Consider the following 12,999-nt stretch of genomic DNA (forward strand, 5'->3'; position numbering starts at 1 on the left):
CCGCTTGCGCAAGCCCCGAGGGCAGGCGCAGGATCCCCGCCGATGCTGCGCTTCCTGATCCTGTCCGCTGCGCTGGCGATGGGAGCCGATGCTCCATCGGAGCAGCGCGTGACGCTCGCCGCGCCCTCTGCCGCGGCGGGAACGGCCCTGGCGGTGCATGTCGGCGGGCGGGTGGCGCGCGTCGCTGGCGGCTTCCGGCACCAATGGCCCGGCATCTATTTCGAGTCCGCGTTCCGAGGCGATCGCGTCACGTTCCGCTTCGAGGACGCGATCAACGAATGGCGGGCCAGCGTGGACGGCGGGCCGCCCCTGTCGATCGACCGCCCCGGCCGCGCCGATGTGACGATCGACGGCCTTGGCCGCGGCAGCCACCGCATCCGCCTCGACAAGGTCACCGAAAGCGCCGCCCCGGCACGCTTCGATGGCATGTTCGTCGACGCAGGCAATGCGCTGCCCGCCCCGCCGCCGCGGCGGCGCCAGATCGAATTCATCGGCGATTCCTCGATGACCGGCTATGGCGCGCGCGCCGACCGGCGCGATTGCACGCCCGAACAGGTGCGCGCCACCACCGACACACCCGACGCCTTCGCAGCACTTGCTGCGCAGCATTTCGGGGCCGACTATCAGGTGAACGCGGTATCCGGCCGGGGGCTGATCCGCAATTTCGGCGGCACCGCGCCACAAGGTACGATGGAGCAGCTATGGCCGCGGCGCCTGCCCGCCGAACCGGCACCGTTCGAGGATCCCGCCTGGCGGCCGCAAATCGTGATGCTGAAGCTGCAGGCCGATTTTGTAGGCTTCCGCCCCGATGCGCGCTGGCCCACGCTGGAAGCGCTCGCCACCGACTATGCCAGGCGTTACGGCGCGTTCCTCGCCGGGCTGCATGGCCGCTATCCGCGCGCCGCCTTCCTCCTCTGGTGGTTCGACACCAGCGGCGCACCGCCGGAGCAGGCCGCGATGCTACGCTCGGCCGAGACGCAGATCAGCGGCGCCGCGCGGGCCGCGGGCGCCCGCGACGTTCTGTTCCTGCCCTTCCCCGCCGGCGATTTCCGCGCCACCGCCTGCCATGGCCATTACGGGCTGGAGGAACAGCGCCGGATCGCCGACTGGCTGGTCCGCGCGATCGACGCGCATCCGGGGTTCTGGGACGAGCGCTAGGCCCGGCTCAATGCCCCCGGCAGTCCATCGCTTCGAGAATGTCGTCGATCCGCGCCGGATCGCCCGCGGCGATCACCTCGCCGTTGCTGCCGGCATGGAGCGGATCGCCCTGCCAGTCGCACATCCGCCCGCCCGCGCCCTCGATCACCGGCACCAACGCGGCGAAGTCGTGCAGCTTGAGGCCCGCCTCGACTACGATGTCGAGCCAGCCGCTCGCCACGCAGCCGTAATTGTAGCAGTCGCCGCCCAGCACCGTGCTCATCACCTGGGCATCGAGATGCTCGAAGGCGTGAAGCTGGCCGTCGTCGAACAGCGCCGGCGAGGTCGTGCCGAGAATCGCCTGGTTCAACTCGCGGCAGATGCGGGTGCTGGCGGGTTTGCCGTTGAACAGCGTCTTGCGGCCGGTCACGCCCAGCCAGCGCTCGCCGATGATCGGCTGGTCGATCACGCCCAGCACCGGCCAGCCATTGTCGACCAGTGCGATGAGGGTCCCGAACACCGGGCGCCCGGCGATGAAGGCGCGCGTGCCGTCGATCGGGTCGAGCACCCATTGCCGCCCGCTGGTGCCTTCGCGGACGCCGAATTCCTCGCCAATAATGCCGTCCATCGGCCGCTCGGCGATCAGCAGCTTGCGCATCGCCTCCTCGCCGGCGCGATCCGCAAGGGTGACCGGCGACTGGTCCTCCTTCGCCTCGACGCCGTGTTCGGCGCGGAAATAGGGGCGGATCGCAGCGCCGGCGGCGTCGGCGAGGCGGGCGGCAAGCGCGATGTCGGTTTCGGAAACGGCCATGCCCCTGCCCTACCGGGCGGAATTTGACTCGCCAAGGTCACAAACGCCTGTCACTTCGCGGATTATGCGTGTGATCGCCGCTCTTCTCGTGTCCGGCCCGTTGTTCGTTGCAGCCCCCGCGCTGGCGCAGGTGCGTGCAGTGCCGGCACAGCCGGCCTCCGAACAGGCGGCGCTACGCGGCGTCGAAGTGTTCCTCGTCAACGAAACCGACGCCCCGCTCGCCGATGCGGGCCCGCGCCAGATCGAAGTGACCGCTACCGACGGCACACGGCTGATGCTGGAGCGCACGCCGGGCCCGACGCCGACCATCGCCCCCCACGCATTCGCCAAGGCACGCTACGTGCCGGTGGGCGTGGCCGGGCTCGCCGTGCCTCCTGCCGCGCAGCATCTGCCGGCCGAGATCCCCGAGCAGGAGACGGTGGTACAGAGCGCGACCGGCAGCTCCGCCGGTGTGCTCGCCCGGTTCGAGCCGCACGAGCCCATCTATGGCGCCTTCGGCCTAGACGACGCCGGCGGGAAGCTGCAGGTCAGCTTCGCCTTCCGCCCCTTTGCCGAGGATGCGCCGCTCCAGCTCGGCAACCTGCGCTTCGCCTATACGCAGACGATGTTCTGGGCGCTGAACGAACCCTCCGGCCCGTTCCGCTCCACCAACTACAGCCCCGAACTCTATGCGGATGTGCCGGTGGATGCGACGACGCGGGTAGCGCTCGGCTGGCGGCACGATTCGAACGGCCGCGGCATTACCGACTCGGTGGATATCAACCGCATCTTCGTGCGCGGCGAGAAGACGTTCGACCTGGGCAGCGACTGGCGGCTCGATGTCGCGCCGCAGGCCTGGCTCTATGTCGGCAACAGCGGCACCTTCCACGACATGAAGGATTATTTCGGCTATACCGGTCTCGCCGCATCGATCCAGCAGAAGGACGGTATCAAGCTGGCGCTCAGCGCGCGCGGCAGTGTGAAGACCGGGCGCGGCGCGGGCGAGGCGTTCGTCTCCTATCCCCTGCGGCGGCTGGGCGGCGGGTTCGGCATCTACCTCTTCGGACAGGCATTCACCGGCTATGGCGAGGCGCTAGACCGGTACAACGTCAACGACACGCACGCGCGGATCGGCATCGCCTTCACCCGCTAGTCGCCGCACGAACACTGACGTAGAAACGACACCAACCAGATCAGGGAGATCGATATGCGCCTGAAGCTCGCCCTTGCCGCCCTTGCCCTGCCGTTCGCAATGATGCCGGCCGATGCGGCGCTCACCCCCGGTGCAAAGGTGCCGCTGTTCACCGCCAAGGGCGCGGTGGCCGGCAAGCCGATCACCGTCGACCTGAAGGCTGCACTGAAGAAGGGTCCGGTCGTCCTCTATTTCTTCCCGGCGGCGTTCACTTCCGGCTGCAATGCCGAGGCCCATGCCTTCGCCGAAGCCCTGCCCGACTTCACCAAGGCCGGCGCGACCGTGATCGGCATGACCGCCGGCAATGTCGATCAGCTGGAGCAGTTCAGCAGCCAGTATTGCGCGGGCAAGTTCGCCGTCGCCGCCGCCTCGCCCGAGGTGGCGCAGGGCTATGACGTCGCGCCCAAGAAGCCCGACGGCACCGTCGCCAAGTTCACCAGCCGCACCAGCTATGTGATCGCACCCGACGGCAAGGTGCTGTTCGTGCATTCGGATTCGAACCCGGCCGATCACATCCGACTCACGCTCGCTGCGGTACAGAAGTACCGCGCGACTCACCGCAGCTGACCCGAATCGAGCCGGCCAGTGACCGGCAGACGTGGCGCCGATCCGGAGGCATTAATCCTCCGGATCGGTGCATATCCGCCGGAGCCGATCTCAACATGTTGAGTTTCGGCTATAATGTGCACTGATGCTTGCCAACGCCCCTCGGTGCGCTGTTCAGGATAAACTGATCAGCAACCAGATATTAGCACTCTCCGCTTATTGCTTCTGGGCCATATAGCGGCCGTCATGCCGTGATTTGCACGGGGGTTAGGAGCGTATGCGCATCGCGCGTGCCGTTCGTTCAGATGCAGAGGGAGAGGAAGGCCGCGCGCTCTTCGAGCGGATCGGTGCGTTTCTCGTCGATCAACGGCTTGCGCCGACGCCGACCAACTATGCCTTCGTCCACCGGCTGTTCACCGAACCCGACGACACGCTCGCCCGCGCCGTGGAGCTGATCACCGAACGCGGCGTACGGATCACGCCGCGCGACATCCAGACGCTTACCGAGGATCATGCGCCCGAGGGCCGGGAACCGTCGCCTGCCGAGTTGAAGGCGCATACCGAGGGGTTGGTCGCCCGTACCCAGATGCAGGTCGAAGGCTTTGCCGATATGGTGACGGCTATGCGTGCCGAGACTGCCGACTTCGGCCGCGACCTGGTCGCGAGCGCCGAAGCGATCTCGACCGGCGACGACGCCCCCCAGGCAGTCGACGATGTGGTTCGGATCACCGCGGCGATGCTCGATCGCATTCGCGTTGCCGAGGACAAGCTGGAGTCCGCTACCCGCGAAGCCAACGAGCTGCGCGAGAAGCTGGAGGAGGCACGCGACAATGCCCGACGCGATCCGCTGACGCAGCTGCCCAATCGCCGTGCGTTCGAGGAAGCCTTCGCGGCACAGGAAGCGGCGGGCGGCCAGATGTGCATCGCGGTGTGCGACATTGATCATTTCAAGTCGGTCAACGATCGCTTCGGCCATGCGGTGGGCGATCGCGTGCTGCGGGTAATCGCCGATGCGCTGAGCCAGTGCTGCCGCGGCCATCTCGTCACGCGCTATGGCGGCGAGGAGTTCGCGATCCTGTTCACCAACGTGCCGCTCGACAGGGCGCATGCGGTACTCGAACATGCTCGCGGCACGGTGCAGACCAAGCGGTACAAGCTGCGCGACAATGATGCACCGCTCGGCGAGATCACCTTTTCGGCGGGCCTCACCCCGGTCGAGGCCGGCGAGATGCACCAGACCGCTTTCCATCGTGCCGATCGCCTCCTGTATCTGGCGAAGAACCAAGGCCGCAATCAGGTCAAGACTGGCAGCGCAAGCTATAGCGATTTTTGCCGCTGAGTAGCAAACTGCGCCACCCTTTGTGGCGCTTAACACCGTATCGCTGAATTGAGTGTTCGCCAGTTCTAGTGATTACAGTCACTTAGCGTTTTGGCACGCTCCCTGCAAAGTAGTTGGCATCGGCCGCCGGATGGTCCGCCAGCCGACTTATCAGGGAGTAACTACCATGACCGCTCGTCTCGCTTCGCTGCATCAGACCGTTGCCGTCAGCGCCGCCGTCCTGCTCACCGCTGCGCTGGTCCTGTTCTCCACCCCGGTGATCCCGGTCGCATGAACCCTCTCGCAGAGCAGGAGAAGATCAGCATGTTTCGCAGCGTCCTCATCGGCATCGCGTCGTTCGGCATCACCAACGTGATGATCCTCGGCAGCGGCCTGCAGGGTTCCAGCTTTTTCGGCTGACCCCGAAGGCCGCTCCGACGGCCCCGATCTTCAGGAACTTACCGCGGGTACGCCCGCTTGTTCGGCACCCCTCCCACCGCTTTCGGAGCCGTGCCGATGTCTGACCAACACACCATTGACCGCGTTCACGAGGATGCGCTCCCCGGCGAGGAGCGCTCCCTCGATCCCAAGCCCGAGTGGCAGCCGCGGTATCGCGGATCGGATCGACTTAAGGACAAGGTCGCCATCGTCACCGGTGCCGATAGCGGCATCGGCCGCGCGGTCGCCGCGCTCTATGCTCGCGAAGGCGCCGATGTCGCGATCGTCTATCTGAACGAACATCAGGATGCCGAGGATACCGCCGAGGCAGTCCGCGCCGAAGGCCGTCGCGCGATCACGATTCCCGGCGATGTCGGTGAAAAGGCGTTTTGCGAGGAAGCCGTCCAGAAGGTAATCGCCGAGTTCGGCCGCATCGATATCCTTGTCAACAATGCCGGCGAGCAGCACCCCGACAAGGACATCACCGACATCACCGAGCAGCAGCTCCGCCGAACCTTCCAGACCAACATCTTCGGGATGTTCTTCATGGTGCAGGCAGCCTCGCCGCACCTTGAGGAAGGCGCCGCGATCGTGAACTGCACCTCGGTGACGATGTACCAGGGCGAGCCCGAGCTGCTGGACTATAGCTCCACCAAGGGCGCGATCACCGCCTTCACCCGCAGCCTGTCGATGAACCTGATCGAGAAGGGCATTCGGGTGAATGCCGTGGCGCCGGGCCCGATCTGGACACCGCTCAACCCCAGCGGCGGCGCGAGCCCGGAAAAGCTCGAGCACTTCGGCGAGAGTGTGCCGATGGGCCGGCCGGGCCAGCCCAACGAAGTCGCGCCCGCCTTCCTGTTCCTCGCCTGCGAGGACTCCAGCTACATGTCCGGCCAGGTGCTGCACCCGAACGGCGGCACTGTCGTCAACGGCTGAACGCCCCCGCGCCGGTCTCACACCGGCGCGGTTTCGCCCACCAGCCCGGTCGGAGCCTCCTCGCCGCGCGAATAGACGCCCGTGAGCAGGCCCGCGGCGAGCACATGCCCCGCCATCGCCTTTACCAGCGCGCTGCGGCCGGGATTCTCGCCGATCTCACAGCCGCCGCCGAGAGCAAAGAGCTGGAAGGCGTAGTTGTGCGGGCCATGGCCGGTCGGCGGGTCAGGCGGGAGCCAGCCTTCGCCGAGAAAGCTGTTGCGGCCGACGTCCTTGCCGGCAGCATCGCCGGCGCCGTCGGCGCGGATGGCGCCTTCCTTAAGGTCGCCGTCCATGGGAAGGCCCCAGATAACCGCGTGCACCAGCGGCTGCGGGGCAGGCGCATCGGGATCCTCGACGATCAGTGCCAGGCATTCGGTGCCCTCGGGCACGCCCGTCCAGAACAGGGGCGGAGAAACCCCCTCGCCGTCGGCGGTGAACCGCTCCGGCAATCGCCCGCCATTGGCAAAGGCGGGGCTGGCGAGGTGCAGCACCTCGAAACTGCCGAGTTCCGGCTGGACGATCGCCAGCTTGTTGGCGCCGGCGCGCAGGCCCTTCAGCGCGCTTCCCAGCCAGTGCGGTATGTGTTCGAGCATCGCGGTCTCTCCCGTTTGGCAGCCAAACGCGCCTGACCCCGCGATTATCCCGCGATCAGAGGTCCAGCTTCTCGTAATCGGCCGGCGGCGTGATTCCCTCCATCCGCTCGGCGAGCAGCTGGCGGAAGCTCGGGCGGCTCTTCATCCCGATATACCAGCGCTTGGCGAGCTCATGGCTCTTCCAGTCGATCCCGCCCAGATAATCGGCGACCGAAATCTGCGCCGCTGCGGTGATGTCGGCAAGGCTCATCGTGGCCCCTGCCAGCCAGGTGCGGTGATCGAGCAGATAGTCGATATAATCGAGATGGCCGACCGCGGCCTTCATCGCGTCGCGCAGCACCTTGGCGTCGGGCGGCTGGCGATAGACGATCCGCTTGATCATCCGCTCGTGGAGCAGCGGCGCGGTGATGTCGCTGTAGAAATTATTGTCGAACCACACCACCAGCCGGCGGATCTCGGCGCGATCCACCGCCGAGCCGTTGAGCAGCGCGTTCTTGGTCGCCGTCTCCTCGAAGAACTCGCAGATCACGGTGGAGTCGATCAGCGTCACATGGCGCTCGGCATCGATCATCACCGGCGTCTGGCCGGTGGGATTGAGATCGAGAAACTCGTCGCGCCGCAGCCAGGGCGATTCGCGCACCGGCTCATAGGCGATGCCCTTCTCGCCGAGCAGGAGCCGGACCTTGCGCGAGAAGGGACAGAGCGGGAATTGAAGGAGCTGCCACATGGGGAAAGCCATAAGCAGCGGAAATGGGACGGGGAAGAGCCGTTGTGCCGACGCCCGCGTTTCTATATTTCTAGCAGCATTCTAGAACGGAGCCGCACCATGGCGCTCAGCATCAAGGACGAAGAAACCGACCGGCTGGTCCGCCGCTATGCCCGCGCAAAGGGGGTTAGCTATACCACCGCGGTCCGTATGGCGGTGCGCGAGGCGATGGATCGTGATCGCACGAGCACGGACAGCTTTGTCGATCGGCTCAAGCGTGCGCAGGCAGTCGCGGCCGGTGAGCCGCGCAACGATCGCGGCGCCGATGACATTCTGGGGTATGACGAGCACGGCTTGCCGCAGTGATCGCGATCGACACCTCGGCACTGGTCGCCCTGCTCTTCGGTGAGCCCGAAGCGGACCGGATCGCGGCGCTACTGGACGAGAACGACACGGTGCTGATCGGCGCACCGACGGCGCTGGAGTTTCGCATGGTCGTGCTCGGGCAATCGACCCGCAACGCCGCGGATGCTGGCTCGGCACTGATCGCCAAGCCGCCGTTCGTGATCGTCCCGTTCGGCGAGGACCACCTGCAGGTCGCCGCCGACGCGTTTGACCGCTTCGGCAAGGGCCGCCACCCCGCGCGCCTGAACTACGGCGACTGCATGGCCTATGCGGTCGCCGCGCTTGCGGACTGCCCGCTGCTCTTCAAGGGCGACGACTTCCGCCAAACCGACGTCGTCGTCGCCCTCGATTGAGCGTTACTCCGCTGCCACCGCCTCGACGGTGTCGTTGAGCGGATGCGGCAGGCGGGTGAGCATTTCCTTCGGCACCACCTGCCAAAACTTGCCCACTTCGCGGTCCCAGTCCTCGAGCAGGCCCTTCGACCATTTGCTGTCGGTCTCCTCGGCATGCGCCTCCACCAGCGCGCGGAGCTTGGCTTCCCAATGGCTGGAGGCGAGCCGGGCCCAAGTGATGTTCTCCGGATTGGCGTGGCGTTCGAAGCTGCCGTCCACGTCATACACGAACGCCATGCCGCCGGTCATGCCCGCGCCGAAGTTCATGCCGACGCGGCCCAGCACCACCGCGGTGCCGCCGGTCATGTATTCGCAGCCATTCGCGCCGCAGCCTTCGACCACCACATCGGCACCCGAGTTGCGCACCGCGAAGCGCTCGCCCGCCTGACCGGCGGCGAACAGCCGGCCCGAGGTCGCGCCGTAGAGCACGGTGTTGCCGATGATCGTGTTGTTCCACGATTCGATCGGCGAGCTGACCAGCGGCCGCACCACGATCACGCCGCCCGAAAGCCCCTTGCCGACATAGTCGTTCGCGTCGCCGAAAACCTCCAGCGTAATCCCCTTGCACAGGAACGCGCCGAGCGACTGGCCGGCCGAGCCGCGCAGCCGGACATGGACGTGCCCATCCTGCAGCGCCGACATGCCGAACCGGTTGGTCACCTCGGACGAGAGCCGCGTGCCCACCGCGCGGTGGGTATTCCGCACCGAATAGGTGAGCTGCATCTTCTCGCCGCGCGCGAACACCGGAGCGGCATCCTTGATCATCTGCGCGTCGAGGCTGTCCGGCACGTCGTTGCGGAAGGTGCTGAGACTGAACCGGCGCTCGGCATCGTCCGCATCCACCTTGGCGAGGATCGGATTGAGGTCGAGATCGTCGAGATGCTCGGCGCCGCGGCTGACCTGGCGGAGCAGTTCGGTGCGGCCGATCACTTCGTCCAGGCTCTTGAAGCCGAGCTTGGCGAGGATCTCGCGCACTTCCTCGGCGATGAAGGTCATCAGGTTGATGACCTTTTCCGGCGTGCCGACGAACTTGGCGCGCAGCTTCTCGTCCTGGGTGCAGACGCCCACCGGGCAGGTGTTCGAATGGCACTGGCGGACCATGATGCAGCCCATCGCCACCAGGCTGAGCGTACCGATGCCGAATTCCTCGGCCCCCAGAATCGCGGCGATGACGATGTCCCGCCCGGTCTTGAGCCCGCCATCGGTGCGCAGCTTGATGCGGCCGCGCAGGCCGTTGAGCGTCAGTGTCTGGTTCACCTCGGACAGGCCCATTTCCCAGGGCGTGCCGGCGTACTTGATCGAGGTGAACGGCGAGGCGCCGGTGCCGCCATTATGCCCGGCGACGAGGATCACGTCCGCATGGGCCTTCGCCACGCCCGCCGCGACGGTGCCGATGCCAGCCGAACTGACCAGCTTCACGCACACCCGCGCGCGCGGATTGATCTGCTTCAGATCGTAGATCAGCTGCGCCAGATCCTCGATCGAATAGATGTCGTGGTGCGGCGGCGGCGAGATCAGCGTCACGCCCGGCGTCGCATGGCGCAGCCTGGCGATGAACTCGGTCACCTTGAAGCCGGGCAGCTGCCCGCCCTCGCCGGGCTTGGCACCCTGCGCCACCTTGATCTCGATCTCGTCGCAGGCGTTGAGATATTCCGCGGTCACGCCGAAGCGGCCCGAGGCGACCTGCTTGATCGAGGAGTTGGCGTTGTCGCCATTCTCATAGGGCTTGTAGCGCGCCGAATCCTCGCCGCCTTCGCCGGACACGGCACGTGCGCCGATCCGGTTCATCGCGATCGCCAGCGTCTCGTGCGCCTCCGGGCTGAGCGCGCCGAGCGACATGCCCGGCGTCACGAAGCGCTTGCGGATTTCGGTGATCGCCTCGACCTGATCGATCGGCACGCCGGTTTCGGGGAAGTTGAACTCGAGCAGATCGCGCAGATAAACCGGCGGCAGATCGCGCACCCCGCGCGAGAAGGCGAGGTAGCTCGAATAGCTGTCGTTCGAGACCGCGGTCTGCAGCTGGTGCATCAGCTGCGCCGAATAGGCATGCGCCTCGCCGCCCGCGCGCTGACGATAGAAGCCGCCGACCGGCAGCGTCGCCACGCCCGCATCATAGGCCGCCTCGTGCCGCATCATCGCCGAGAGGTGGAGCGAGGCATAGCCTTCGCCCGAGATCTTGGCCGGCATGCCGGGGAACAGATCGTTCACCAGCGCCCGGCTGAGACCCACCGCCTCGAAATTATAGCCGCCGCGATAGGAGCTGATCACCGCGATGCCCATCTTCGACAGGATCTTGAGCAGCCCCTCGTCGATCGCCTTGCGGTGGCGCTTGAGGCAGTCGGCGAGGCTGATGTCGCCGAACAGGCCGCGCGCGTGGCGGTCGGCGATCGCGGCTTCGGCCAGATAGGCGTTCACCGTCGTCGCGCCGACGCCGATCAGCACCGCATAATAATGCGTATCGAGGCACTCGGCGGTGCGGACGTTGACGCTGGCATAGGAGCGCAGGCCTCGCCGCACGAGGTGCGTGTGCACCGCCGCTGCCGCCAGCACGCCGGCGATGGCGGCCTTGTCGGGGCCGCTATGCTCGTCGGTGAGGAACAGTTCGGTGCAGCCGGCGCGGACCGCCTGCTCCGCCTCGTGGCGGATGCGCTTGATCGCGAGCTTGAGCGACTCCGGATCGCCGTCCGCCGCGAAGGTGCAGTCGATTTCGGCCGCGTTGGCGCCGAAATGCGCGCGCAGCCGGTGCCAGTCGGCATTGGTCAGCACCGGGCTGTCGAGCACCAGCACCGGGCTGCCCGCGCCTTCGGTATCGAGGATGTTGGCGAGGTTGCCGAAGCGCGTCTTGAGCGACATCACATAGCGCTCGCGCAGCGGATCGATCGGCGGGTTGGTCACCTGGCTGAAGTTCTGGCGGAAGAACTGGCTGATCAGCCGCGACTTGTACGAGATCACCGCCAGCGGCGTGTCGTCGCCCATCGAGCCGATCGCCTCCTTCGAGGTTTCGACCATCGGCGCGAGGATCAGCTCCATGTCCTCCAGCGTCTGCCCGGCGGCAACCTGACGGCGCGACAGCTCGGCGCGGTCGTAATAGGTCTCGGCGGGTGCTGCGGGCAGGTCGTCGATCGACAGGAAGCCCTGCACCATCGAGGCATAATCCGCCTCCCCGGCGATCTGGTCCTTGATCGCGCGATCGTGGAGCAGCTTGCCTTCGTCCAGGTCGACCGCGATCATCTCGCCCGGCCCGAGCCGGCCCTTGGCAACGACATTCGCCTCCGGCACCGGCACCATGCCGGTTTCCGAGCCGACGATCAGCAGGCCGTCCGAAGTCTGGGTGTAGCGCAAGGGACGCAGCGCATTGCGGTCCATGCCGGCAACCGCCCAGCGGCCGTCCGTCATCGCCAGTGCCGCGGGGCCGTCCCACGGCTCCATGACGGAGGCGAGATACTGGTACATCGCCGCGTGCGCGGGCGGCGTATCCTCGTCCTGCTGCCAGGCCTCGGGGACCAGCATCAGCTTGGCGGTCGGCGCGTCGCGGCCCGAGCGGCAGATCGCCTCGAACACCGCATCCAGCGCCGCCGTGTCCGATGCGCCGGCCGGGATCACCGGCTTGATGTCCTCGCTCTGCTCGCCGAACGCGATGCTCGCCATCTTGATCTCGTGGCTGCGCATCCAGTTTTGGTTGCCGCGGATCGTGTTGATCTCACCGTTATGCGCCAGGCAGCGGAACGGCTGCGCCAGCCACCATTGCGGGAAGGTATTGGTGGAATAGCGCTGATGGAAGATCGCGACGCGGCTCTCGAAGCGCGAATCCTTGAGGTCCGGATAGAAGTCGGACAGCGACTCCGCGAGGAACAGCCCCTTGTAGATGATCGAGCGGCACGACAGCGAGCAGATGTAGAATCCGCCCACCTGCGCCGCGATCACCCGCTTTTCGATGCGGCGGCGGATCAGGTACAGCTGCCGTTCGAACTCGGCGGCGTCCATCGCCTCGGGCTCGGGACCGGCGATCATGATCTGCTCGATCTCGGGGCGCGTCGCCTGCGCCTTCATGCCGATGACGGAGACGTCGACCGGCACCTGGCGCCAGCCATAGATGGTGTAGCCCGCCTCGATGATCTCGCTCTCGACGATGGTCCGGCAGGTTTCCTGCGCGCCGAGGTCGGTGCGCGGCAGGAAGATCATGCCGACGGCGAGGCGGTTCGGCAGCACGCGGTGGCCGCTGCCGACGATCTGCTCGTCGAAGAAGCGCAAGGGGAGATCGACATGCAGGCCGGCGCCGTCGCCGGTCTTGCCGTCCGCATCCACCGCGCCGCGGTGCCACACCGCCTTCAGCGCATCGATCGCCGACTGGACGACCCGGCGCGACGACTGGCCATCGGTCGCGGCGACGAGCCCCACGCCGCAGGCATCGCCTTCATATTCGGGGCGGTACATGCCCTCGCGGGCGAGGCGTTCGCGCTCGGCGGCCAGCTTGATGTCGTCCATGGTCTTCCTCGATCTTCGTTCG

The 12,999-nt window shown here is 66.7% G+C and carries 12 protein-coding genes; 8 read left to right on the top strand and 4 right to left on the bottom strand.

All coding sequences use genetic code 11. From position 1 onward, the window contains the following. The first annotated feature begins 42 nt into the window (after window positions 1-42). Window positions 43-1,158 carry an acetylxylan esterase gene (locus V7E00_RS14460; RefSeq protein ID WP_333573326.1) on the top strand — a complete coding sequence of 372 codons (1,116 nt, stop codon included), beginning with the start codon at window positions 43-45 and terminating at the stop codon, window positions 1,156-1,158. Between the two features lie 7 nt (window positions 1,159-1,165). Here the strand turns inward: V7E00_RS14460 and hisN are convergent, their stop codons facing one another. After that, a complete protein-coding gene (gene hisN, locus V7E00_RS14465) occupies window positions 1,166-1,948 on the bottom strand; it encodes a histidinol-phosphatase (RefSeq protein ID WP_333573327.1) in 783 nt (260 codons plus the stop codon). 70 nt (window positions 1,949-2,018) lie between these two features. Here hisN and V7E00_RS14470 point away from each other — a divergent pair, with 70 nt between their 5' ends. The 5 genes from V7E00_RS14470 to V7E00_RS14490 all read left to right on the top strand — a co-directional run bounded on the left by V7E00_RS14470 (window position 2,019) and on the right by V7E00_RS14490 (window position 6,357). Then, on the top strand, window positions 2,019-3,080 hold the full coding sequence (locus tag V7E00_RS14470; protein ID WP_333573328.1) for a phospholipase A: 1,062 nt from the start codon (window positions 2,019-2,021) through the stop codon (window positions 3,078-3,080). A gap of 54 nt (window positions 3,081-3,134) precedes the next feature. Next, a complete protein-coding gene (locus V7E00_RS14475; RefSeq protein WP_333573329.1) occupies window positions 3,135-3,686 on the top strand; it encodes a peroxiredoxin in 552 nt (183 codons plus the stop codon). Between the two features lie 256 nt (window positions 3,687-3,942). Beyond that, window positions 3,943-5,004 carry a GGDEF domain-containing protein gene (locus V7E00_RS14480; RefSeq protein WP_333573330.1) on the top strand — a complete coding sequence of 354 codons (1,062 nt, stop codon included), beginning with the start codon at window positions 3,943-3,945 and terminating at the stop codon, window positions 5,002-5,004. 270 nt (window positions 5,005-5,274) lie between these two features. Next, window positions 5,275-5,403 carry a hypothetical protein gene (locus V7E00_RS14485; RefSeq protein WP_333573331.1) on the top strand — a complete coding sequence of 43 codons (129 nt, stop codon included), beginning with the start codon at window positions 5,275-5,277 and terminating at the stop codon, window positions 5,401-5,403. A 96-nt stretch (window positions 5,404-5,499) separates the two neighbouring features. After that, window positions 5,500-6,357, top strand: coding sequence for an SDR family oxidoreductase (locus V7E00_RS14490; RefSeq protein WP_333573332.1), 858 nt, complete (start codon window positions 5,500-5,502; stop codon window positions 6,355-6,357). 17 nt (window positions 6,358-6,374) lie between these two features. Here the strand turns inward: V7E00_RS14490 and V7E00_RS14495 are convergent, their stop codons facing one another. Both V7E00_RS14495 and V7E00_RS14500 read right to left on the bottom strand, forming a co-directional pair. Continuing rightward, window positions 6,375-6,989, bottom strand: coding sequence for a YbhB/YbcL family Raf kinase inhibitor-like protein (locus V7E00_RS14495; protein WP_333573333.1), 615 nt, complete (start codon window positions 6,987-6,989; stop codon window positions 6,375-6,377). Window positions 6,990-7,044: 55 nt separating this feature from the next. Then, entirely contained in the window at window positions 7,045-7,716 is a 672-nt protein-coding gene (locus V7E00_RS14500; protein ID WP_333573334.1) for a glutathione S-transferase family protein, read from the bottom strand. A 99-nt stretch (window positions 7,717-7,815) separates the two neighbouring features. Here V7E00_RS14500 and V7E00_RS14505 point away from each other — a divergent pair, with 99 nt between their 5' ends. Then, window positions 7,816-8,061, top strand: coding sequence for a type II toxin-antitoxin system VapB family antitoxin (locus V7E00_RS14505; RefSeq protein WP_333573335.1), 246 nt, complete (start codon window positions 7,816-7,818; stop codon window positions 8,059-8,061). Then, window positions 8,058-8,453, top strand: coding sequence for a type II toxin-antitoxin system VapC family toxin (locus tag V7E00_RS14510; RefSeq protein WP_333573336.1), 396 nt, complete (start codon window positions 8,058-8,060; stop codon window positions 8,451-8,453). The genes V7E00_RS14505 and V7E00_RS14510 overlap by 4 nt, the downstream gene beginning before the upstream one ends. Window positions 8,454-8,456: 3 nt before the next feature. Here the strand turns inward: V7E00_RS14510 and gltB are convergent, their stop codons facing one another. Further along, the gene (gltB, locus tag V7E00_RS14515) at window positions 8,457-12,977 is read right to left on the bottom strand and encodes a glutamate synthase large subunit (protein WP_333573337.1); all 4,521 of its coding nucleotides are present in this window, start codon (window positions 12,975-12,977) and stop codon (window positions 8,457-8,459) included. Window positions 12,978-12,999: the final 22 nt, after the last annotated feature.

It is taken from the genome of Sphingomonas sp. (assembly GCF_036731925.1).
Taxonomy (GTDB): Bacteria; Pseudomonadota; Alphaproteobacteria; order Sphingomonadales; family Sphingomonadaceae; genus Sphingomonas.